The 21,430-nt window shown below is 73.3% G+C and carries 19 protein-coding genes; 13 read left to right on the forward strand and 6 right to left on the reverse strand.

The genetic code is table 11. From position 1 onward, the window contains the following. Positions 1-84 precede the first annotated feature (84 nt). The 5 genes from oxyA (at position 85) to ACH4OW_RS36980 (ending at position 6,099) form a co-directional block, all read left to right on the forward strand. On the forward strand, positions 85-1,353 hold the full coding sequence (gene oxyA, locus ACH4OW_RS36960; RefSeq protein ID WP_398032957.1) for a tetracycline polyketide synthase beta-ketoacyl synthase subunit OxyA: 1,269 nt from the start codon (positions 85-87) through the stop codon (positions 1,351-1,353). Then, positions 1,350-2,618 (forward strand): ketosynthase chain-length factor, encoded by a 1,269-nt coding sequence (locus ACH4OW_RS36965; RefSeq protein ID WP_398032882.1) that lies wholly within the window; start codon positions 1,350-1,352, stop codon positions 2,616-2,618. Before oxyA ends, ACH4OW_RS36965 begins: the two co-directional genes overlap by 4 nt. A gap of 91 nt (positions 2,619-2,709) precedes the next feature. Then, positions 2,710-2,997 (forward strand): acyl carrier protein, encoded by a 288-nt coding sequence (locus ACH4OW_RS36970; protein WP_398032883.1) that lies wholly within the window; start codon positions 2,710-2,712, stop codon positions 2,995-2,997. Between the two features lie 10 nt (positions 2,998-3,007). After that, the gene (asnB, locus tag ACH4OW_RS36975) at positions 3,008-4,846 is read left to right on the forward strand and encodes an asparagine synthase (glutamine-hydrolyzing) (protein ID WP_398032885.1); all 1,839 of its coding nucleotides are present in this window, start codon (positions 3,008-3,010) and stop codon (positions 4,844-4,846) included. After that, a complete protein-coding gene (locus tag ACH4OW_RS36980; RefSeq protein WP_398032887.1) occupies positions 4,843-6,099 on the forward strand; it encodes an FAD-dependent monooxygenase in 1,257 nt (418 codons plus the stop codon). Before asnB ends, ACH4OW_RS36980 begins: the two co-directional genes overlap by 4 nt. 63 nt (positions 6,100-6,162) lie before the next feature. On the opposite strand, the gene ACH4OW_RS36985 is transcribed toward ACH4OW_RS36980, so the two are convergent. The 3 genes from ACH4OW_RS36985 to ACH4OW_RS36995 all read right to left on the reverse strand — a co-directional run bounded on the left by ACH4OW_RS36985 (position 6,163) and on the right by ACH4OW_RS36995 (position 9,680). Continuing rightward, positions 6,163-7,161 carry a methyltransferase gene (locus tag ACH4OW_RS36985; RefSeq protein ID WP_398032960.1) on the reverse strand — a complete coding sequence of 333 codons (999 nt, stop codon included), beginning with the start codon at positions 7,159-7,161 and terminating at the stop codon, positions 6,163-6,165. A gap of 93 nt (positions 7,162-7,254) precedes the next feature. Then, positions 7,255-9,189 carry an AMP-binding protein gene (locus ACH4OW_RS36990; RefSeq protein WP_398032890.1) on the reverse strand — a complete coding sequence of 645 codons (1,935 nt, stop codon included), beginning with the start codon at positions 9,187-9,189 and terminating at the stop codon, positions 7,255-7,257. Between the two features lie 38 nt (positions 9,190-9,227). Beyond that, entirely contained in the window at positions 9,228-9,680 is a 453-nt protein-coding gene (locus ACH4OW_RS36995) for a nuclear transport factor 2 family protein (protein ID WP_398032892.1), read from the reverse strand. 238 nt (positions 9,681-9,918) lie between these two features. On the opposite strand from ACH4OW_RS36995, the gene ACH4OW_RS37000 reads away from it, so the two are divergent. The 6 genes from ACH4OW_RS37000 to ACH4OW_RS37025 all read left to right on the forward strand — a co-directional run bounded on the left by ACH4OW_RS37000 (position 9,919) and on the right by ACH4OW_RS37025 (position 16,105). Continuing rightward, positions 9,919-10,710, forward strand: a complete 792-nt coding sequence (locus ACH4OW_RS37000; RefSeq protein ID WP_398032895.1) for an SDR family NAD(P)-dependent oxidoreductase — start codon at positions 9,919-9,921, stop codon at positions 10,708-10,710. A 70-nt stretch (positions 10,711-10,780) separates the two neighbouring features. Further along, positions 10,781-11,734, forward strand: a complete 954-nt coding sequence (locus ACH4OW_RS37005; RefSeq protein ID WP_398032898.1) for an aromatase/cyclase — start codon at positions 10,781-10,783, stop codon at positions 11,732-11,734. Next, positions 11,724-13,367 (forward strand): FAD-dependent monooxygenase, encoded by a 1,644-nt coding sequence (locus ACH4OW_RS37010; protein WP_398032901.1) that lies wholly within the window; start codon positions 11,724-11,726, stop codon positions 13,365-13,367. Before ACH4OW_RS37005 ends, ACH4OW_RS37010 begins: the two co-directional genes overlap by 11 nt. A gap of 17 nt (positions 13,368-13,384) precedes the next feature. Beyond that, positions 13,385-14,143: an SDR family oxidoreductase gene (locus ACH4OW_RS37015; protein ID WP_398032904.1), complete on the forward strand. Its 759-nt coding sequence runs from the start codon at positions 13,385-13,387 to the stop codon at positions 14,141-14,143. Between the two features lie 22 nt (positions 14,144-14,165). Further along, positions 14,166-14,939 (forward strand): cyclase family protein, encoded by a 774-nt coding sequence (locus ACH4OW_RS37020; RefSeq protein WP_398032907.1) that lies wholly within the window; start codon positions 14,166-14,168, stop codon positions 14,937-14,939. Between the two features lie 104 nt (positions 14,940-15,043). Further along, positions 15,044-16,105: a pentapeptide repeat-containing protein gene (locus tag ACH4OW_RS37025; protein WP_398032910.1), complete on the forward strand. Its 1,062-nt coding sequence runs from the start codon at positions 15,044-15,046 to the stop codon at positions 16,103-16,105. Between the two features lie 17 nt (positions 16,106-16,122). On the opposite strand, the gene ACH4OW_RS37030 is transcribed toward ACH4OW_RS37025, so the two are convergent. From ACH4OW_RS37030 to ACH4OW_RS37040, 3 genes are read right to left on the reverse strand one after another with little or no spacing between them, the layout of a single operon-like run. After that, complete coding sequence (locus ACH4OW_RS37030) at positions 16,123-17,133, reverse strand: acyltransferase domain-containing protein (protein WP_398032912.1); 1,011 nt, start codon at positions 17,131-17,133, stop codon at positions 16,123-16,125. Further along, positions 17,130-18,209 (reverse strand): succinyldiaminopimelate transaminase, encoded by a 1,080-nt coding sequence (dapC, locus tag ACH4OW_RS37035; protein WP_398032915.1) that lies wholly within the window; start codon positions 18,207-18,209, stop codon positions 17,130-17,132. Before dapC ends, ACH4OW_RS37030 begins: the two co-directional genes overlap by 4 nt. Then, positions 18,206-18,634, reverse strand: a complete 429-nt coding sequence (locus tag ACH4OW_RS37040) for a PPOX class F420-dependent oxidoreductase (RefSeq protein ID WP_398032918.1) — start codon at positions 18,632-18,634, stop codon at positions 18,206-18,208. The genes dapC and ACH4OW_RS37040 overlap by 4 nt, the downstream gene beginning before the upstream one ends. Before the next feature lie 150 nt (positions 18,635-18,784). Here ACH4OW_RS37040 and ACH4OW_RS37045 point away from each other — a divergent pair, with 150 nt between their 5' ends. Both ACH4OW_RS37045 and ACH4OW_RS37050 read left to right on the forward strand, forming a co-directional pair. Beyond that, entirely contained in the window at positions 18,785-20,296 is a 1,512-nt protein-coding gene (locus tag ACH4OW_RS37045; protein ID WP_398032921.1) for an FAD-dependent monooxygenase, read from the forward strand. A gap of 53 nt (positions 20,297-20,349) precedes the next feature. Continuing rightward, positions 20,350-21,384 (forward strand): methyltransferase, encoded by a 1,035-nt coding sequence (locus tag ACH4OW_RS37050; RefSeq protein ID WP_398032924.1) that lies wholly within the window; start codon positions 20,350-20,352, stop codon positions 21,382-21,384. Positions 21,385-21,430 lie beyond the last annotated feature (46 nt).

Below are 21,430 nucleotides of genomic sequence, written 5' to 3' on the forward strand. Positions count from 1 at the left end.
GAACTCCGAAGGTCACTCTGTGCCTCGACGCGCTCGCGCCGCCCCCGGTGGCGCGACGACGGCAGAGGAGACTCAGTGTCCAAGATCCAAGACGCTCGACGCGTCGTAATCACAGGGATCGGCGTGGTGGCTCCGGGAGACGTGGGCACCAAGCCGTTCTGGGAGATGCTCACGGCGGGACGTACCGCCACCGGCCCGATCACGTCCTTCGACGCCTCGTCCTTCCGCTCCCAGGTGGCGGCCGAATGCCGCTTCGACCCGGCGGCGGAGGGGCTCAGCCAGCGGCAGGTCCGCGCCTGGGACCGCACCACGCAGTTCGCCTACGTGGCCGCGCGGGAGGCGCTGGCGGACAGCGGCGTGACGGGCGAGGCGGACCCGCTGCGCACCGGCGTGATGGCGGGCACCGCCTGCGGCATGACGATGAGCCTGGACCGCGAGTACGCGGTGGTCAGCGACGAGGGCCGGCTGTGGCAGGTCGACGACGCGCACGGCACGCCCTACCTCTACGACTACTTCGTGCCCTCGTCGATGGCCGCCGAGATCGCCTGGCTGGCCGAGGCGGAGGGCCCGGCCGGGGTGGTCTCGGCCGGGTGCACCTCGGGCATCGACGTGCTCACCCACGCGGCGGACCTGGTACGCGACGGCGCGGCCGATGTGATGGTGGCCGGGGCGTCCGACGCCGCCATCTCCCCCATCACCGTGGCGTGCTTCGACGCGATCAAGGCCACCACGCCGCGCAACGACGAGCCGGAGACCGCGTCCCGGCCCTTCGACCGCACCCGCAACGGCTTCGTGCTCGGTGAGGGGGCGGCCTTCTTCGTCCTGGAGGAGTACGCACACGCCAAGCGGCGGGGGGCCCGCGCGTACGCGGAGATCGCCGGCTACGCCGCGCGGTGCAACGCCTACAGCATGACCGGACTCCGCTCGGACGGGCGGGAGCTGGCCGAGGCTGTGAGCGGCGCGCTCGACGCCGCGCGCGTGGACGCGACGGAGGTGGACTACGTCAACGCCCACGGCTCGGCGACCAAGCAGAACGACCTCCACGAGACGGCGGCGTTCAAGCGCAGCCTGGGGTCGCACGCGTACGCCGTCCCCATCAGCTCCATCAAGTCGATGATCGGCCACTCGCTGGGCGCCATCTGCGCGCTGGAGGTGGCGGCCAGCGCCCTGACCATCGAGCACGGGGTGATCCCGCCCACCGCCAACCTGCGCGAGCCGGACCCCGACTGCGACCTGGACTACGTGCCGCTGGTCGCCAGGGAGGCGCCGGTGTCCACGGTGGTCTCCGTGGCCAGCGGTTTCGGCGGCTTCCAGAGCGCGATCGTGCTCACCGACCCGGGGAGGAAGCGGTGACCGGACAGCTCGCCCCCGCCACCGCCGCCGGCGCTCCGGCCGGCGGCACCGCCCGGCCGGTGGTCACCGGCATCGGCGTGGTCGCGCCCAACGGGCTGGGCACCGAACGGTACTGGGCCGCGACGCTGCGCGGCGACAGCGGGATCGGCCGGATCACCCGGTTCGACCCGTCCGGCTACGCCTCCTCGCTGGCCGGTGAGATCAAGGACTTCGACCCGGCGCGGGAGCTGCCGAGCCGGCTGCTGCCGCAGACCGACCACATGACCAGGCTCGCGCTGGTCGCGGCCGAGGAGGCGCTGGCCGACGCGGGCGCCGACCCGCGCACGATGCCCGACTTCGCCGCCGGGGTGGTCACCGCCGCGTCGGCGGGCGGGTTCGACTTCGGCCAGCGGGAGTTGGCGGCCCTGTGGAGCAAGGGCGGCGCCCACGTCAGCGCGTACCAGTCCTTCGCCTGGTTCTACCCGGTCAACTCCGGCCAGATCTCCATCCGGCACGGCATGCGGGGCCCCGGCGGCGCGCTGGTGGCCGAGCAGGCGGGCGGACTGGACGCGGTGGCCAAGGCGCGCCGCCACGTGCGGGGCGGGACGCCGCTGATGCTCACCGGCGGTGTGGACGGTTCGCTGTGCCCGTGGGGCTGGCTGTGCATGACCCGTTCCGGCGGGCTGACCACCCGGACCGATCCGCGCCGCGCGTACCTGCCCTTCTCCCCCGGCGCCTCGGGGTACGTGCCGGGCGAGGGCGGGGCGCTGCTGGTCCTGGAGGACCCCGAGGCCGCGGCGGAGCGGGGCGCCCCGCACGTCTACGGGCGGATCGCGGGGTACGCGGCCACCTTCGACCCCCGTCCCGGCTCGGGCCGGGAGCCGGGGCTGCGCAGAGCGCTCCGGCTGGCGCTGGACGACGCCGGGATCGGACCGGCGGACGTGGACGTGGTCTTCGCCGACGCGATGGGCCTCCCGGCGCTCGACGCGGTGGAAACACAGGTGCTGGCCGCCGAGTTCGGCCCGCGCGGGGTGCCGGTGACGGCGCCCAAGACGATGACGGGGCGGCTGCTGGCCGGCGGCGCCTCCCTGGACCTGGCGGCGGCGCTGCTGGCGCTGCGCGACCAGGTCGTCCCGCCGACGGTGCACGTGGACGGCGGGGCCGTCCCGGACACGCTGGACCTGGTCGTCGGCGCTCCCCGCCCGGCGTCCCTGCGGCACGCCCTGGTCCTCGCCCGCGGTCACGGCGGGTTCAACTCCGCGATGGTGGTCAGCGGCCGGGACTGAGCCGCCGCCCCCCTTGGACCGATTCCGTGCAACGGCGCCCTCGCGCGCCCCTCTTCGCGAGTTCTCTGCACCCCCGAAAGGTAGGACTGTCATGACCCTGCTCACCGTTTCCGACCTGTTCACCCTCCTCCGCGAGTGCGCGGGCGAGGAGGAGTCGGTCGACCTGGGAGGGGACGTCGAGGACGTCGCCTTCGACAACCTCGGCTACGACTCGCTCGCACTGCTGAACACCCTGGGACGCATCGAGCGCGACTACGGCGTACGGCTCGGTGACGACGCGGTGGAGAAGGCCACCACGCCGCGCGCCCTGATCGAGATGACCAACGCGGCGCTCGCCGGCGCTTCCCCGTCGGCGGACGCCGCCGCGCGGGACAAGTGAGGGCCGGCCGATGTGCGGAATCGCCGGCTGGATCGATTTCGAACGCCAGCTGTCGCAGGAGCGGGCCACGGCCTGGGCCATGACGGACACCATGGCCTGCCGAGGGCCGGACGACGCGGGCCTGTGGACCGGCGGCCACGCGGCGCTCGGCCACCGCAGGCTGGCGGTCATCGACCCGGCGCACGGGCGGCAGCCGATGCACAGCACGCTGCCGGACGGCACGAGCCACGTCATCACGTTCAGCGGGGAGATCTACAACTTCCGTGAACTGCGCGCCGAGTTGGAGTCCCACGGGCACCGCTTCCGTACCGACTGCGACACGGAGGTGGTGCTGCACGGCTACACCCGGTGGGGCCGGGGCCTGGTGGACCGGCTCAACGGCATGTACGCCTTCGCCGTGTGGGACGAGGCGCGCCAGGAACTGCTGCTGGTCCGCGACCGGATGGGGGTCAAACCGCTCTATTACCACCCCACCCCCACCGGAGTGCTGTTCGGCTCCGAGCCCAAGGCCGTGCTCGCGCACCCGTCGCTGCGGCGCCGGGTGACGGCCGAGGGCCTGTGCGAGGTGCTGGACATGGTCAAGACCCCCGGCCGGACCGTCTTCTCGGGGATGCACGAGGTGCTGCCGGGGGAGGTCGTCACCGTCGGGCGCACCGGCGTCACCCGCCGCCGGTACTGGACGCTCCAGGCGCGGGAGCACACCGACGGCCTGGAGACCACCATCGCCAGGGTGCGCGAGCTGCTGGCCGACACGGTGACCCGGCAGCTGGTCTCCGACGTGCCGCTGTGCACGCTGCTCTCCGGCGGGCTGGACTCCTCGGCGGTGACGGCGCTGGCGGCGCGCGCGGGCGAAGGCCCGGTCCGTACGTTCTCGGTGGACTTCTCCGGCGCCGGCACCCGGTTCCAGCCGGATGCCGTACGGGGCGGCACGGACGCCCCGTACGTAAGGGAGATGGTCCGGCACGTGGCGGCCGACCACACGGAAGTCGTGCTCGACAGTGCGGACCTCGCGGCGCCCGCGGTGCGCGCCGCCGTGCTGGGGGCCACCGACCTGCCCCCGGCCTTCTGGGGCGACATGTGGCCGTCGCTGTACCTGTTCTTCCAGCAGGTACGGCGGCACTGCACGGTGGCGCTGTCGGGCGAGGCGGCGGACGAACTCTTCGGCGGCTACCGGTGGTTCCACCGGTCGGCCGCCGTCGACGCCGGTACGTTCCCCTGGCTGACCGCCGGCTCGGCCCGGTACTTCGGCGGCCGCGGCCTGTTCGACCGCAAGCTGCTGGACAAGCTCGACCTGCCGGGCTACCAGCGGGACCGGTACGAGGAGGCCCGCAAGGAAGTGCCCGTACTGCCCGGCGAGGACGCGCGGGAGGCGGAGCTGCGCAGGGTGACCTACCTCAACCTCACCCGCTTCGTGCAGACCCTGCTGGACCGCAAGGACCGGATGAGCATGGCCACCGGCCTGGAAGTGCGGGTGCCGTTCTGCGACCACCGGCTGGTCGACTACGTCTTCAACGTGCCGTGGGCCATGAAGTCCTTCGACGGCCGGGAGAAGAGCCTGCTGCGGGCGGCGGTACGCGACCTGCTGCCGGAATCGGTGCTCACCCGGGTCAAGACGCCCTACCCCGCCACGCAGGACCCCGCCTACGAGCGGTTGCTGCGCGGCGAACTGGCCGCGCTGCTCGCCGACAACGGTGCGCCGGTCCGTGAACTGCTGGATCTCGGGCGGGCGCGCGACCTGCTGCGGCGGCCGCTCGGCGCCGTCAGCCAACCCTACGACCGGGGCAGTCTGGAGCTGGTGCTGTGGATGAACACCTGGCTGGCCGAGTACGGCGTCAGCCTGGAGCTGTGAACGGTCCCGACGGGCCGCCGCCCGGCGACGCACACGCCGATGTGTGCGTCGTCGGTGGCGGCCCGGCCGGGCTGACCCTGGCGCTGCTGATGCTGCGCTCGGGGGCACGGGTGACGCTGGTCGAGCGCAGCCGCTCGCTGGAGCGCGCCTACCGGGGCGAGATCCTGCAACCTGGAGGGCAGTCCCTGCTGGACGCGCTCGGCGTCCTGGAGGGCGCCCGGCGGCGCGGCTGCCACGAGCACGACGGTTTCCGTCTGGAGGAGCACGGCAGGACCCTGATCAACGGGGACTACCGGCGGCTGCCCGGCCCGTACAACTGCCTGCTCAGCCTGCCGCAGCAGCATCTGCTGGCCGACCTGCTGGAGCGCTGCCGTTCCCACCCGCGGTTCACCTGCCTGACCGGCACCAAGGTCAACGGGCTGGTGGAGGAGGGCGGCGTGGTCCGCGGGGTGGTGTGCGGCGGCGGCCGGGAGGGGGTCGTGGTCCGCGCCGACTGTGTCGTCGGTGCGGACGGGCGGTACTCCACGGTCCGCAGGCTGGCGGGCATCCCGTACGACCGCATCGAGCTGTTCGACCAGGACGTGCTGTGGTGCAAGCTCACCGCGCCCGCCACGCGCGCGGTGCGCATCTTCCGGGCCGGCGGCAACCCGGTGCTGGCCTACACGTCCTTCCCCGACTGCGTACAGCTCGGTTGGACGCTGCCGCACAAGGGCTACCAAGCGCTGGCCGAGCGGGGGTTCGCGTACGTCAAGGAGCGCATCCGGGCGGCCGTGCCCGAGTACGCGGACGAGGTGGACCAGCAGGTGAACAGCTTCAAGGACGTGTCCCTGCTGGACGTGTTCGCCGGCTCCGCCCGGACGTGGGCGCGCGACGGGCTGCTGCTGATCGGGGACAGTGCGCACACCCACAGCCCGATCGGGGCCCAGGGCATCAACCTCGCCATCCAGGACGCGGTCGCCGCGCACCCGGTCCTGTGCGAGGGCCTGCGGCGACGCGACCTGAGCGAGCGCTTCCTGAGCGCGTTCGCCACGCGGCGCCGCCCGGACACCGAGCGGGCGACCCGCGTCCAGGTGATGCAGAGCCGGATGATGCTCTCGACCGGACGCGTCTCCGGGGTCGTCCGCCCGAAGGCGGCGATGCTGGTCTCGCGCACCCCCGCCTACCGCTCCGTACTGCGGCGCATCGCCTACGGTGACCGGGCGCTGCGGGTCCGCTCCGACCTGTTCCAGGAAGGCGAGCCCGCCACCGCCTGATCCTCGTACGACGGGACCCCCGGCCGAGCGTTCCGGCCGGGGGTCCCGTCGTACGTGTGGCGCTTACGCGGGAACCCTGCTCACGAACATGTGCAGGTAGGAGTTGACCGCGCGTACCTCCTCCAGCCGGAGCCCCGCCTGCTCGACCAGCGCGCTGAGCCCCGCCTTGGTGTGCTTCTTGCCGCCCACGTTGAGCAGCAGCATCAGGTCCATGGCGGTAGTGAACCGGGTCTCGGGGCTGCCGTCGACCAGGTTTTCCACCACGACCACGCGCGCTCCGGCGGGGGCGGCTTTGGCGACGTTGCGCAGGGTCCGCACCGTGCTCTCGTCGTCCCATTCCAGGATGTTCTTCAACAGGTACAGGTCGGCGCCCTCCGGCACCGACTGCCGGCAGTCGCCGGCCACCAGCTGCGCGCGCCCGGCGAGCGCGCCGCCCTCGCGCAGCCGCTGGTCGGCCTCGGCGACGACCTTCGGCAGGTCGAAGAGGGTGCCGCGGAGCTTCGGGTGCTTCTCCAGCAGGGTGGCGAGGACCATGCCCTGGCCCCCGGCGATGTCCACCATGGCGCCGACACCGTCCAGGTCGAGGACCTCGGCGATGGCCTTCGCCGACAGCACGCTGGACTGGGTCATGGCCTTGTCGAACACCTGGGCCGACTCGCGGGCCTCGGCGGTGTGCAGCCAGTCGAAGAACTCGGTGCCGTACAGCCCGGTGAACTCCTCCTTACCGGTGCGGACCGCGTCCGCCAGGTGCGGCCACAGGGCCCAGGTCCAGGGCTCGGTCGCCCACAGCGCGGAGTAGCGCAGGCCGCGCGGGGCGTCCTCGCGCAGCAGCCGGGAGGCATCGGTGTGCTCGAAGCGGCCGTCGGGGAGTTCGCTGAAGACGCCGTACGCGGCGAGGGCGCGCAGCAGGCGCTCCAGCGCGTCCGCGTCGGCCCGCACCGCCTTCGCGAGGGTGCCGGCGTCCGCGGGTTCGTCCCCGAGGGCGTCCGCGACGCCCAGGCTCGCCGCGGCGCGTACCGCGGCGGCGCAGGCGGCGCTCAGGGCGAGTTCGCGCAGCCGCATGACGGCGGGGGGAAGCGCCGTGGGAGAGGTGCTGGTCACGGTGGACTGCCTTTCTGTGTCTGCCTGTTGGTGGAATCGGCTCGGCGGCTTGCGTCAGCCGGTCGTGGTGACCGGGACGAAGGGGGCCGGATCGGCGCTCGCGAGCTTCTGGACCTCGCGCACGGCCCGCTGGAACGTTTCGGTGCGCACCGCGCGGCCGTGCGACTCGGCGTCGTCCCATTCGGCGATCTCGACGTAGACCTCCGGGTCCTTCGCGGAGCGCAGCAGGCGGTGCGAGTGGAAGCCGGGCTGCCGCGTCATGTGGGCGGTGATCTCCCCGACCCGCTTCTCGAACTCGGCGGTGTCGCCCTGGACCGTGAACCGGTTGACGAACGTGAACATGGTGGAGGTGCCCTTCGTGTGGTGGGTGGCGCTCGGTGCGTGCCGGCGGGGGCCGCCCAGGGTCAGGTCCCGCAGTTCGCGGCGCTGGATCTTCCCGGTGGGCGAGCGGGGGATGTCCCGTACGACGTCGAGGTACTTGATGTGCTGGTAGTAGGGCAGCCGGTCGTTGACGTAGCGGGTGACGGCCGTACGGTCGGTGTCCTCGTCCGCGAGGACCACCAGCGCGTGCGCGACGGCGCCGCTGAACTCGTCCGGGTGGTCGAAGACCGCGCAGTCCGCCACCCCCGGGCAGCGGGCCAGCACGTTCTCGATCTCCAGGGGCGAGACCAGCCAGTTGTCGCACTTGAAGACGTCCTTGACCCGGTCGACGACGAACAGCCGCCCCTCCGCGTCGGTCTCGCCGATGTCGCCGGTGGCGAACCAGCCGTCCGGGTCCACGGACTCCTCCCGCGGCCTGCCGAGGTACCCCTTCATCAACTGGGGCCCCTTGACCTGGATCTCGCCGCGGCCGCCCACCGGGAGGACGGCCCGGGTCCGCAGGTCCACGATGCGGCAGGCGGTGCCCGGTACGGGCCGGCCCGACGAGCCGGCCACCGGATGGTCCAGGTCGTCGAAGTGCGTGGACGGCGCGGTCTCGGCCAGTCCGTACCCCTGGACGACCGGGACGCCGAAGTGCTCGCCCAGGACGTCGGCGGTCCGCGCGGGCAGGGCCGATCCGCCGGAGAGCACGGCCCGCAGCGTGGGCACGGACAGTTCCGGCAGCCGCTCGTCCGCCGCCAGCCGGGCCAGTCGTACCGGCAGGCTGTAGAGGTGTGTCGCGCCGTGGCGGGCGCCCTCGCGCAGCGCCGCCACGGTGTCGTCCCCGGGCCGCAGAAGGTGGGTGGCGCCGACGGTCACCGCGATGTTCAGGTGCATCAGGTGGAACGACGGCAGGGTGTTGAGCAGCACCGACTCGGGGGTGAGCCGGTGGGCGAACGCGGTCTGGGCCGCGTTCACCGTCAGGTTGCGGTGGGTGAGCACGACGGTCTTCGGCGCCCCGGTGGTGCCGCTGGTGAACTGGAGGTTCGCCACGGCCTCGGGATCGCGGCCGGCGAACGGCGCCGTGGCGGGGGCCGCGTCGATCAGTTCGTCCAGCGCGGGCACGTCCGCCGTGGCCTCCTGGAAGCCGGGCTCGCGGTGGGTGAGCACCACGGTCCGCAGCGCCGGCAGGTCCCCGCGTACAGCCTGGATGCGCGCGTACATCTGCGGCGGGACGACGACCGTCCGCGCGCCCGCCGAGCGCAGCACGTGGGTCAGGCGCTCCTCGCGCAGCAGCGGGTTGAACATCGCGCTGACGTGCTGGGCCCTGGAGGCACCGAAGTACGCCACCGCGAACGACGTGTCCAGTACGGCGGCGATGCCCACCACCGCGCCGGGCTCACCGTCCAGCTCGTGCAGCGCGGCGGCGCACCGTGTGGCCCGCTCCTCCAGGGCCGCGTAGGTCAGATCCCCTGAGGGGCCGCTCAGCGCGAGCCGTCCGGGGGCGCGGCGGGCCGCCCGCGACAGCACGTCGTCGATGCGCGGGCCGCCCGTCAACTGCGCCAGCACGTCGAGCGGCGGCCCCTCGGCGGTGCTGTCCTGCGGGCCGTCGGGGTGGCGCTCGGCCATGGGCAGGGCTCCTCTCTCGCTCGCGGGTCGGGGCTGCACTACTCGGGCCGCAGGTCGTCCCGGCGCACCTCGCGGTACCGTACGCGCAGTTGGCCGTCCTCCCGCACGAGCACGTCGTCGCAGCTCGTGCTCAGGTGAACCGCTGCCTGGCCGCCGCGCGGCGTGCTGATGATCAGGGCGTAGGTGCGGGCGCGTACGGTGCCGTCGTCACAGGCGTCGGCCTCCAGCATGCCGAGCCAGTGGCGGCGCTGGACGCCCTGTTCGGCCAGCAGGGCGGCGGCCTTCCTGGCACCGGCCGCGATGGCGGCCCGCCCGACGGACGGCTCGGGGTGGGCGTTGGCGACGAAGACACCGTCCTCGGTGAACGTGCCGGCCCACTCCTCCACCCGCGCCTCGTCCAGGTACCGCATCTGGCGTCCGTAGAAGTGCTGGATCTCCTGGTAGAGCGCGGTGTCCACGGGGACGCCCGACGGCTGTTCCGGGGCGGTCATACGACTCTCCTCTCCGGCGGCCGGGCTGGGGGCGGCCGCTCGGCGTGAGCGTGGCAGCCGGTCTTCGACCGTTCTTCGAGCCGTGGTCGGTCCGTGATCGCCCTGCCGCACCGCACGGAGACGGCCCCAACCGCGGTCGGTCCAGCCTCTAACGGCCGCTTGCACGCTGGTACGCACGGGGCGGGCGGTGCCCTGCGGGAGCGCCCGCCGCCACACCACGACACCGGAGGACAACGCCATGACTACCAGTGCCACGCCCAGGACCGCCCTGGTGACGGGCGGCACCAGCGGCATCGGGCTCGCCGTGGTGCACACGCTCGCCGCCCGCGGGCTGCGGGTGTTCCTGTGCGCCCGCAGCCGTGAGAACGTCGACGCCGTCGTCAAGGACCTGCGGGGCCAGGGCCTTGAGGTCGCCGGGTGCGAGGGGGACGTGCGGTCCCGGGAGTCGGTGGAGCGCGTCGTGCGCGGTGCGGTCGACCGGTTCGGGCCGCTGAGCGTCCTGGTGAACAACGCGGGCCGCAGCGGCGGCGGGGTGACGGCCCACATCCCCGACGACCTCTGGTACGACGTGATCGACACCAACCTCAACAGCGCCTTCCTCGTCACCCGCGAGGCCCTGACCACGGGTGGGCTGGAGCGCGCCGGCGCCTCGGGCCGGATCGTCAGCATCGCCTCCACCGGCGGCAAGCAGGGCGTTCCGCTGGGCGCCCCGTATTCGGCCTCGAAGGCGGGCCTGATCGGTTTCACCAAGGCGTTGGCCAAGGAGCTGGCCCCCACGGGTGTCACCGTCAACGCCGTGTGCCCCGGCTACGTGGAGACGCCGATGGCCGTCCGCGTGCGGCAGGCGTACGCGACCACCTGGGACACCACCGAGGAGGAGGTGCTGTCCCGCTTCAACGACAAGATCCCGTTGGGGCGTTACTCCACGCCCGAGGAAGTGGCCGCCCTGGTGGGCCACTTGGTGGGCCAGGACGCGGGCTCCATCACCGCGCAGGCCCTCAACGTCTGCGGCGGCCTGGGCATCTACTGAGCCGCCCCGCCCCACCCTGTTCGCAGCCCAGCCCCCGTTGCCCCGCAGACCCGAGAGGAACCGACGACGCATGCCCGCACCCACATCCCACAGCGCCGTGCACCACACGGAGATCGACGCCCCCGCCGGCCGGGTGTACGCCCTCATCCGTGACGCCGCCGACTGGCCCCGGCGCTTCGCGCCGACCGTCCACGTCGAGCGCGCGGAACTCGACGCCCGCAGCGAACGGCTGCGCATCTGGGCCACCGCCAACGGGGAGGTCAAGCACTGGACGTCGCACCGGACGCTGGACCCCGACGGGCTCCGCGTCCGGTTCCGGCAGGAGGTGTGCTCCCCTCCGGTGGCCGCGATGAGCGGCGAATGGGTCCTCCGGGAGCGGCCGGGCGGGCGCTGCGAGCTGACGCTGCACCACACGTTCGCCGCGGTGGACGACCGCCCGGAGGACGTGGAGTGGATCACCACCGCGACCGACCGCAACAGCCGTACCGAGCTGGCGAACATCAAGGCGCTGGCCGAGCGCCCGGACACCGACGCCGAGCTGCTGTTCTCGTTCGAGGACTGCGAGACGGTGCACGCTCCCGCCGAGGCGGTGTACGCGTTCCTCGCGGAGGCCGCGAAGTGGCCCGGCCGGCTGCCGCACGTCTCCCGGCTCGACCTCACCGAACCCACGCCTGACGTGCAGGTGATGACCATGGTCACCCGGGCCGACGACGGCTCGGAGCACAGCACGGAGTCGGTGCGGGTCTGCTTCCCCGGCGAACTGCGGATCGTCTACAAGCAGATCGGCACTCCCCCGCTGATGACCCTGCACACCGGCGAGTGGTCGATACGGGACACCGGGGACGGGCTGCTCGTCACCTCCCAGCACACCATCCGGATCAACGAGGACGCCATCCCGGAAATCCTCGGCGCGGATGCCACGGCGGCCGACGCGCGGACCCGGGTGCGCGCGGCGGTCGGCGGCAACAGCGCGGCCACCCTGGCGCTCGCCAAGCGCTTCGCGGAGGCTCCGCATGCCGCCTGAGGCGGACGGCCCTGAGGTGCTGATCGCCGGCGCCGGGCCCGTCGGCCTGACCCTGGCGCACGAGCTGGCCCGCCGGCGCGTACGCGTCCGGGTGATCGACCGGGCCGACGGCCCGGCGACGACCAGCCGGGCGCTGGCCGTGCATCCGCGCACCCTGGAGGCGTGCCACCAGATGGGCCTGGCGGACGCCCTGGTGGCGCGGGGGCGGCCGGTCACCCACTTCACCGTGCACCTGCGGGGCCGGCAGCTGATCCGCTTCGACACCAACTACGGCAAGCTGCCCACGGCCTACCCGTTCAGCCTGATGCTGGACCAGGTCCGTACGGAGGAGATCCTGCGCGAGCGCCTGGCCGGGCTGGGCGTCGGTATCGAGTGGGGCGTGGAGCTGGCGGACTGCACGACGTCCGGAGCGCGGGTCACCGCCGAGTTGCGCGGTGACGGCCGTACCGAACTGGTCACCGTACCCTGGCTGGTGGGCGCGGACGGCTCCCGCAGCACCGTGCGCGAGCGGCTGGGGCTGCGGCTGGTCGGCGACGCGACGCAGACCTGGCTCAACGCGGACGTCGTGCTGGACGCCGACCTGCCCCGCGACAGCAACCACCTGGTGCACACCGGTTCAGGGACCGTGCTGCTGGTGCCGTTCCCCGACCCCGGCAAGTGGCGCGCGGTGGACACCGAGTACGCCGGCCAGGGAGCCGACCCGGAGACGGTACGGCGCAGGCTCGCCGGGTCCCTGGCGCGCGGTCTCGGGCGTCCGGTGGCGGTCTCGGAGCCCACCTGGGTCTCCGTCTTCCGCGTACAGCAGCGCATGATCACCGCCATGCGCTCCGGGCGCTGCTTCGTGGCCGGCGACGCCGCGCACGTCCACAGCCCGGCCTCCGGCCAGGGCATGAACACCGGCATGCAGGACGCCTACAACCTGGCGTGGAAGCTGGCGGACGTGGTGCGCGGACACGCGCGCGAAGAGCTGCTGGACACCTACGCCGCCGAACGCGTCCCGGTGGGCGGCAGATTGCTGTCCTCGACGCGCACGGCCACGGCCCTGGTGGCATTGCGCAACGCCGTGGCGCCGGTGGCCATGCCCGTGGGCCTGTCCTTCCTCAAGGCGGTGCGCCCGCTCAAACGGCGCGTCGAGCACCGGATCATGGCGGGGATGTCCGGCCTCGCCCTGCACTACGCGGACAGCCCGCTGACGTACGGCACGGCCGGCGAGGCGGCAGGGATACGTCCCGGGCACCTGGTCGCGTGCGCGGAACAGGACGTGGCGCGCCACTCCGGCCACCGGGCGCTGCGGCAGGCGCTCACCGATCCCCGGTGGCTGCTTCTGCTGTTTGCCGCCGGAGGAGGCACGGAGCTGGCACTGCGGTACGGCCGGGCCGTACAGGTACGCACCGTCGTCCCCCACGAGAACGAAGATGGCCCCGCCCTCGCCGACCCCGACGACACGCTGCGGCAGACCTTCGGTGTCCCTCCCGGCGGCTGGGCGCTGATCAGGCCGGACGGCTATCTGGCCGCGAAGGGGCAGCGGACCGACACCGCCGCACTGGCCGCCCGGCTCCAGGCACTGCACCTGCTCCCGGAGGACACCGCGCCCGCACCGGACGGCACACGCCGGGGCGTGACGGCCGAATGACCAAGGAGGACACGCGAATGACAACGATCAACGGCGCACCCGCGGCGAACGGCTCGGTGGCACTGGTCGTCAGGGGTACCCGCGGCATCGGCCTGGCCGTCGCCCGGAAGCTGGGCACCGCGGGCTGCGAGGTGCTGCTCAACTACGCGCACGACGAGGACGGCGCGCTGGCGGCCGAACGGCAGCTGTCCGAGGAGGGCGGCAAGGTACGGCTGATGCGTGCGGACATCGGCCGCCCCGCCGGCGTGGTGCGGCTGCTGGACGACATCCGGCGCACCCACGGCCGGCTGGACGTCCTGGTGCACGCCGCCGGTTCCTTCCACCCGGCACCGACCGCGTCCCCGCACATCGGCAAGTACCTGGGCGACGGCGCCGTGGCGGTGGGGCCGCTGCTGTACGGGGCGGCGCGGCTGCACAGCCTGATGACTCCGGGCACCGGCCGCATCGTCGCCGTCTCCAGCATCGGCGCCCGGACGGTCGTGCCCGGTTACGCGGGCCTGGGCATGGCCAAGGCCGCCCTGGAGACGCTGGTGCGGTACCTGGCGGTGGAGCTCGCGGGCAAGGGCGTCGCGGTCAACGCGGTGGCCGCCGGCAAGGTCGCCGGCTCCGGCCCCGTACCGGCCCAGGCGTTGGAGGGCCTGCTGCGGCGTACGCCGACGGGCCGGCTGGCCACCGCCGAGGAAGTGGCCGACGTGGTCGCGCTGCTGTGCCGCCCCGAGGCCGGGGGCCTGCACGGGCAGGTGCTCACCGTGGACGGCGGGGCCTGCCTGCGGTAGGCGTGGACCGGAAGGGACCGACATGCGCATCATCGATCTGTCGACAACCGTGGACGCCGCCCGGTGGGAGGTCGACCCGGTAGAACACGAGATCCTGACCCCGGCCGAGGGCGGCCGGCACATGGCCGAGGGGATGCGGCGCCACCACGGCATCGACTTCGACCCGGCCGACCTCCCGGACGGCGAACTGCTGTCCCTCGACACCCTGCGGCTGACCACCCACACCGGCACCCACGTCGACGCCCCGTCGCATTACGGTTCCCGCGCGCGCTACGGCACACCGCGGCACATCGACCAGATGCCTCTGGACTGGTTTCTGCGGCCGGGCCTCAAACTCGACCTCACCGGCGAGCCGGTGGGCGCCATCGGGGCCGACCGGATACGGCGGGCCCTCGACGAGGCGGGCCGCGACCCGCGTCCGTACGACATCGTCCTGCTGCACACCGGCGCGGACCAGCGGGCCGGAAAGCCGGAGTACTTCACGGAGTTCGCCGGCCTGGACGCCGCGGCGACGCATCTGCTGCTCGACTTCGGCGTACGGGTCATCGGGACCGACGCGTTCAGCCTCGACGCCCCGTTCGGGCACATGATCAAGGAGTATCAGCGCACCGGCGACCGCGGTGTACTGTGGCCCGCCCACTTCGTGGGACGGGAGCGCGAGTACTGCCAGATCGAGCGGCTGGACAACCTCGGCGCGCTGCCCGGTCCCGACGGGTTCCTGGTGTCCTGTTTCCCGTTCAAGATCGCGGGAGCGGGCGCCGGGTGGACGCGGGCGGTGGCAGTCGTGGAGGAGTAGGTACGGACGTGTGAGCGGGCGCCCCGATACCGGCCGGGGCGCCCGTCCGCACGGCTTCCGCGGAACGCGCCACGGCCCCCCTGCGGTGGCGGTCGAATGGCGGCATGCGAAACCGGCGGAGTCAGCAGTTGCACCGCGTGGTCCGGCGCGCCTCCCGGACCGGGAACGGCCCGCCACCGGCCGGTGGCGGTCCTCGGCGTCCGGGGCTGGACCTGCCCCGCCTGGTCGAGCTCACTTCGGTCCTGCTCGCCTCCGTCGTCGCCGTGCTGAGCCTCTGGTTCTCCAACCGCCAGGTGAGCAACCAGTTGCGGATCGCCCGGGACGAGCTGAGCACCACGAAGGAAGGGCAGATCACCGAGCGGTACACCGCGGCCGTTGGACAGCTGGGCGAGGACTCGGTGGACGTGCGCCTGGGCGGCATCTACGCCCTCCAGCGCAATATGCAGAACCGCCCCCGCGATCACCCCACCATCGCCAACGTCCTGGCCGCCTACATCCGCACGCATGCCGGCACCCCGCCGAAAGGCGGCAACCAGGCGCCACCCGATGTGCTGGCCGCGCTCGACGTGATCAGCGGCCGGAACTCCGCCCATGACGGCTCCTTCGTTCCCGACCTCCGTTCCACCCACCTGCCCGGCGTCGAACTGGGGTGGGACCCCTCGTCTCCCGTCGCCGCCGACCACCAGCGGGCCCAGCTGCGCAGAGCGGTCCTCCGAGACTGCGACCTCAGGGACGCGCATCTGAGCGGCGCGGACCTGCGAGGTGCGCGACTCGCACGCGCCGATCTGGCCAACGCGGATCTGCGCGGGGCGGACCTCCGGGACGCCACTCCGGCCCGGGCGAACCTGCGCGACGCGGACCTGTCCGACGCCACCCTGCGCACAGCGGACCTGAGAGGCGCGGACCTTCGCGGCGCGGACCTGTGGGGCACCGACCTGCGCGGCGCGGTCCTGTACCGGGCGAACCTGGCCGGCCTGACCTTCGGTGAGACGCGCCTGGACGGAGCCGATCTGCGCGGTGCCGACCTCACGGACGCGGGCATCTCGCGCGACCACATCCTCTCGGTCCGCATCGACTCGGAGACGAAACTTCCCCCGCGTCTCGCCCGCGATCCGGACGTGCGGGCCCGGATCGCTCAAGCCGAGGCGGAGGACGACGGTTTCTGAGCGCGGCTCGACCCTCCTCAGGGAATGCGATACCCCTCACCCCGCAAGGCGTCCACCGCCTCCGCCAACGCCCCCCGGTCGTCCTCCGGCCCGCCCGCCCGTTTCGGCGACAGCGGTACGACCTTGCAGTCCCCACGGCGTACGGAGGGGTGGCGCAGGGCCAGGCTCGACAGCGTACGGCCGGGCCCCGCCTCGACCACCACGAGCCCGCCGGGAGACAGCAGCCCGTCCAGGGCAGGCCAGAACCGCACCTGGTCCACCGGGTGCGCGGCCCAGTACGCGGGGTCCGCGACCTGCCGCGCCGTCAGCGGTGCCGCCGTATAGCAGGAGTGGACCACGATGTGGGGCGGCCGACGCTCCACCGCCGCGAGCACCGCCTCGGCGCCCCTCGCGTGCGGGGCCATCGCCGGACTGTGGAACGGGCTGAGCGCCGGCACCCGCTGGGCGGTGATTCCGCGGGCCCGCAGGGTCTCCCCCACGGCGCGCAGCGCGTCCTCGGGTCCCCCGAGGACGGTCTGCCGCGGCGCGTTGACGGCGCCGACCACCACGCCACCGCCCAGGAAGGGTTCCAGTGCCGCGGCGGACTCCGCCACCGCCAGCATGCCGCCCGGGGGCGCCGCCGTAAGCCGCGTCACCCGGTCCAGCACCACCCGCGCGGCGTCGCGCACCGAGAACACCCCGGCGAGGGTGGCGGCCGCCATCTCGCCGATGCTGTGGCCCAGCAGCGCCACCGGGCGGATGCCCCAGCTCGTCACCAGCCGGCCCAGCGCGTAGTCGACGGCGAACAGCAGCGGCTGGGCCCGCAGTACGTGGTCCACCGGCAGGCCGGGGCGCTCGGCCAGCCAGTCGGCGTGCATGCGGGCGCCCTCGGCCCCCATCGCGCCCAGTACCTCGTCGACCGCCTCGGCGAAGACCGGGACCGAGGCGTACAGTCCCGCCGCCATCCGCCGGTACTGGGCCCCCTGGCCGGGTAGCAGCAACGCCACCGGCCGGGGCTCCCGCGCGGCGGTCTCCGTGTCCGCCGTCATGTCAGACGGGCCGCGGCCGCGGCGATCCGCTCGTCGGTCGCCGTGAACGCGATGCGTACGTGCTGCTCACCGGCCTCGCCATAGAAGGCACCGGGCGCGACGAGGATGCCGAGGTCGGCCAGCTTCTGCACGGTGGGCCAGCACGGCTCGCCCTGGGTCACCCACAGGAACAGCCCGCCCTCGGAGTGTTCGACGCGGAACCCGGCTCCTTCCAGGGCGTCGCGCAGGACGCGCCGCCGGGACGTGTACCGGTCCCGCTGCCGCTCCACGTGGGCATCGTCGTCCAGGGCGGCCGCCATGGCTGCCTGCACGGGCGCCGGTACGGCGTGTCCGGCGTGTTTGCGTACCTGGAGGAGGCGTTGGACCAGGGCCGGGTCGCCGGAGCAGATGCCCGCGCGGTAGCCCGCGAGGTTGGAGCGCTTGGACAGCGAGTGCACCGCGAGCAGCCCCTCGTGGGTGCCGCCGCACACGGCCGGGTCGAGCAGCGACACCGGCCGCCGGTCCCACCCGTACTCGATGTAGCACTCGTCGTTGACGAGTACGGCGCCCCGGTCCCGCGCCCAGGCCACGATCTCGCGCAGCTCCGGTACGGACAGCACCCTGCCCTCCGGGTTGGACGGCGAGTTGAGCCAGACCACCTTCACCGGTTCCCGCCCGAGTTCCACCGGCGAGTCCACCGGCCGGCCCGCCGCGCCGGCCAGCCGCGCGCTGACGTCGAAGGTGGGGAACGCCAGCCGCGGAAAGGCCACCGTGTCGCCCGGCCCGGTGCCCAGCATCGCGGGGAGCCAGGCGATCAGTTCCTTGGTGCCGACCGCCGGCAGCACCGCCGAGGGATCCACCGTCACCCCCAGGCGGCGGCGCAGCCAGGCGGCGGCCGCTTCGCGCAGCGCGGGCGTGCCCTCCGTGGGCGGGTAGCCCGGCGCGTCCGCCGCTGCCGCGAGCGCCGACCGCACCACCTCGGGTGTGGCGTCGACCGGTTCGCCCAGGGCCAGGTTGACCAGCCCGCCGGGGTGGGCGGCGGCACGCCGCTTGTACGGCAGGATCACGTCCCACGGGAAGTCGGGCAGCTCCCTCATCGCCGTCCTCCGTCCTCGGCCGCGACGGTCCGTTTGTGGACCCCGGTCGACAGGTCCCCTTCGATGCCCCAGGTGACGATCCGCCGGGGGTGGATGCGGATCATCTCGTCGGCGCAGTGCGGCCTGCGGGCCTTCCCGCCGGCCGGCAGGGCCTGGGCGGTGCCGTGGATGACGACGGCACGGACCACTTCGGGGTCGCGGCACGGGATGTCGTCGACGACGAAGGCGACCCGGTCGTTCTTCGCCACGTTGTGGTACTTGCGGCTGCGGCCCATGTCCCGGCCGGTGATCTCGATGGTGCCGCGCTCCTCGTCGATCTCGAAGGAGACGGGCACGTTGTGGGGTTCTCCGTGGGCGCCGACCGTCGCCAGACGGCCGTAGCCCTGCGCGCGCAGGTAGGTGATTTCCTTCTGGGTGAACGGCATGAGGCGTCCTCGGTGTCCGTAGGGTCGCCGCCACGCTACGAAGCCCGCTTCGAGCCCAATTCGAGCCGTCCGCCCCGGATTCCGGCTGGACGGCGCCTTGAAGCCGCGCGGTCAGCATGCCTGGCGAAACCACCGATTCGAGGAGCGTGTATGCGGTACGACGTGGTGGTCGCCGGCGCCGGGCCGACCGGCCTGATGCTCGCCTGCGAACTGCGCCTGGCCGGTGCCAGGACCCTGGTGCTGGAACGCCTGGACCAGCCGGTCGACTTCTCCAAGGCGCTCGGTGTGCACGCGCGCACCGTCGAACTGCTGGACATGCGCGGGCTGGGCGGGGAATTCCAGGCCGGCGCGATGAAGCTGCGCGGCGGGAACTTCGCCAGCCTCGGAGTGCCCCTGGAATTCTCGTCGTTCGACACCCGGCACCCCTACGCCCTGTTCGTCCCCCAGGTGCGTACCGAGGAGCTGCTGACCGGGCGGGCCCTGGAGCTGGGCGCCGAGCTGCGGCGCGGGCACGCGCTGACGGCCCTGGAGCAGGACGCCGACGGCGTGACCGTCTCCGTCACCGGGCCCGAGGGGCCGTACGAGGTCGAGTGCGCGTACCTGGTCGGGTGTGACGGCGGCGGCAGCACCGTGCGCAAGCTGCTCGGCATCGACTTCCCCGGGCAGGAGCCGCACATGTTCGCGGTGATCGCGGACGCGCGGTTCAGCGAGGAGCTGCCGCACGGGGAAGGCATGGGCCCGATGCGGCCCTACGGCGTCATGCGGCACGACCTGCGTGCCTGGTTCGCCGCCTTCCCGCTGGAGCCGGGCATCTTCCGGGCCACGGTCGCCTTCTTCGACCGGCCCTACGCCGACCGCAGGGCGCCGGTCACCGAGGAGGACGTGCGGGCCGCGCTCACCGAGGTGGCCGGCAGCGACTTCGGGATGCACGACGTGCGCTGGCTCTCCCGGCTCACCGACACCTCGCGCCAGGCCGAACGGTACCGCGACGGCCGCGTACTGCTGGCGGGGGACGCCTGCCACATCCACCTGCCCGCGGGCGGCCAGGGCCTCAACCTGGGCTTCCAGGACGCGGTGAACCTGGGCTGGAAGCTGGGCGCGACCATCGCGGGCACGGCGCCGCCGGAGCTGCTGGACACCTACGAGGCCGAGCGCCGCCCGATCGCCGCCGGCGTGCTGCGCAACACCCGCGCGCAGGCGGTGCTGATCGACCCGGACCCGCGGTTCGAGGGGCTGCGGGAGCTGATGATCGAGCTGCTGCACGTCCCGGAGACCAACCGCTACCTGGCGGGCCTCATCTCGGCGCTGGACGTGCGGTACCCCATGGCGGGCGAGCACCCGCTGCTGGGGCGCCGCGTCCCTGACCTGCTGCTCGTCACCGAGGACGGCACGCGACAGCTGAGCACGTACTTCCACGCGGCGCGCGGCGTCCTGCTGACGCTCGGCTCCGACCAGCCGCTCGCCGACGAGGCCGCGGCGTGGAAGGACCGGGTGGACCTGGTCGCGGCCGAGGGCGTCGCGCAGCCGGGCACCGCGGTCGACGGGCTGGCCGCGCTGCTGGTCCGGCCCGACGGCTACATCTGCTGGACCGCGGCCCCGGATACGGGTACGGACGGGCTCACCGAGGCCCTGCGCGCCTGGTTCGGGCCGCCCGCCATGTGAGGCGCCCGGCCCGCGGTTCCCTGCCCCGCACCCCTCTCAGCCCAAGGAGTCCCATGACCACCGCACCGCTCGCCCCCGTGGCCCAGGCCCGCTCGCTGCTGCGCCTGACCACCGCGTACCACCAGGCGAAGGCCCTGCACAGCGCTGTTGAGCTGGGCCTGTTCGACCTGCTCGCCGAAGGCCCCGCGACCGTCGAGGAGGTGAAGGACAAGCTACGGATCGTCCATCCGCTGGCCAAGGAGTTCCTCGAAGCGCTCGTCGCGCTGGAGTTGCTGGAGGCGGACGGCGACCGCTACCGCAACTCCCCCGCGGCGCGGGCGTTCCTGGTGTCCGGCTCCCCCGAATACCTCGGCGGCACCGTCCTCCAGCACGCGCGCAAGCACTACCACGTATGGGCCGGGCTGACGACCGCGCTCCAGGAGGGCGAGGCGGGCTCCGGCTCCGAGGCGCACGGGCCCGAGGCGTACCCCAAGCACTACGAGGACCCGGAGCGCGCCCGCCAGGTCATGGCGCACTTCGACACATTCAGCTCCTTCACCGCCGAGGAGCTGGCGCGCCGCGTCGACTGGGGCGGGTACGAGTCGTTCGTCGACATTGGCGGCGCCCGGGGCAACCTGGCCACGCGGCTGGCCCTGGCCCACCCGCACCTGCGGGGCGTCGTGTTCGACCTCCCGGCGCTGGCGCCGCTGGGCGAGGAGCTGATCCGCGACCGCGGTCTGGAAGGCCGGGTCCGCTTCCACGGCGGCGACTTCCTGGCCGACCCGCTGCCGTCGGCGGACGTGGTGGTCACCGGCCACGTACTGCCCGACTGGCCCGCACCGCAGCGCCGCAAGCTGCTCGCGCGCATCCACGAGGCGCTGCCTTCCGGCGGCGCGCTGGTGGTCTACGACCTGATGACCGACCCGGCCACCACGACGGCGCAGGACGTGCTGCAACGGCTCAACCACGGCCTGATACGCGGCGACAGCTCCTCCAGCAGCGTCGCGGAGTACCGCGCGGAGGTGGAGGAGGCCGGCTTCCTGGTCCGGCAGGCGGAGCGGATCGACAACCTCCTCGGCGACTGGCTGATTGTCGCCGTCAAGCCCTGACCCGGCGCGGCGGCGCTTGCTACGGTGATCATGCCCGCGGGGACGT

The sequence above is a fragment of the Streptomyces sp. NPDC017056 genome (assembly GCF_044332485.1).
GTDB lineage: Bacteria > Actinomycetota > Actinomycetes > Streptomycetales > Streptomycetaceae > Streptomyces.

Bases quoted from the DNA above. Each gene is read 5' to 3' on its own strand.
- ACH4OW_RS37000 (WP_398032895.1), top strand. From the start codon at position 9,919: ATGACTACCAGTGCCACGCCCAGGACCGCCCTGGTGACGGGCGGCACC.
- ACH4OW_RS37050 (WP_398032924.1), top strand. From the start codon at position 20,350: ATGACCACCGCACCGCTCGCCCCCGTGGCCCAGGCCCGCTCGCTGCTG.
- ACH4OW_RS37005 (WP_398032898.1), top strand. From the start codon at position 10,781: ATGCCCGCACCCACATCCCACAGCGCCGTGCACCACACGGAGATCGAC.
- ACH4OW_RS36990 (WP_398032890.1), bottom strand. From the start codon at position 9,189: ATGGCCGAGCGCCACCCCGACGGCCCGCAGGACAGCACCGCCGAGGGG.
- ACH4OW_RS36995 (WP_398032892.1), bottom strand. From the start codon at position 9,680: ATGACCGCCCCGGAACAGCCGTCGGGCGTCCCCGTGGACACCGCGCTC.
- ACH4OW_RS37045 (WP_398032921.1), top strand. From the start codon at position 18,785: ATGCGGTACGACGTGGTGGTCGCCGGCGCCGGGCCGACCGGCCTGATG.
- ACH4OW_RS37025 (WP_398032910.1), top strand. From the start codon at position 15,044: ATGCGAAACCGGCGGAGTCAGCAGTTGCACCGCGTGGTCCGGCGCGCC.
- ACH4OW_RS37040 (WP_398032918.1), bottom strand. From the start codon at position 18,634: ATGCCGTTCACCCAGAAGGAAATCACCTACCTGCGCGCGCAGGGCTAC.
- asnB (WP_398032885.1), top strand. From the start codon at position 3,008: ATGTGCGGAATCGCCGGCTGGATCGATTTCGAACGCCAGCTGTCGCAG.
- ACH4OW_RS36970 (WP_398032883.1), top strand. From the start codon at position 2,710: ATGACCCTGCTCACCGTTTCCGACCTGTTCACCCTCCTCCGCGAGTGC.
- ACH4OW_RS37015 (WP_398032904.1), top strand. From the start codon at position 13,385: ATGACAACGATCAACGGCGCACCCGCGGCGAACGGCTCGGTGGCACTG.
- dapC (WP_398032915.1), bottom strand. From the start codon at position 18,209: ATGAGGGAGCTGCCCGACTTCCCGTGGGACGTGATCCTGCCGTACAAG.
- ACH4OW_RS37010 (WP_398032901.1), top strand. From the start codon at position 11,724: ATGCCGCCTGAGGCGGACGGCCCTGAGGTGCTGATCGCCGGCGCCGGG.
- ACH4OW_RS37020 (WP_398032907.1), top strand. From the start codon at position 14,166: ATGCGCATCATCGATCTGTCGACAACCGTGGACGCCGCCCGGTGGGAG.
- ACH4OW_RS37030 (WP_398032912.1), bottom strand. From the start codon at position 17,133: ATGACGGCGGACACGGAGACCGCCGCGCGGGAGCCCCGGCCGGTGGCG.
- ACH4OW_RS36985 (WP_398032960.1), bottom strand. From the start codon at position 7,161: ATGCGGCTGCGCGAACTCGCCCTGAGCGCCGCCTGCGCCGCCGCGGTA.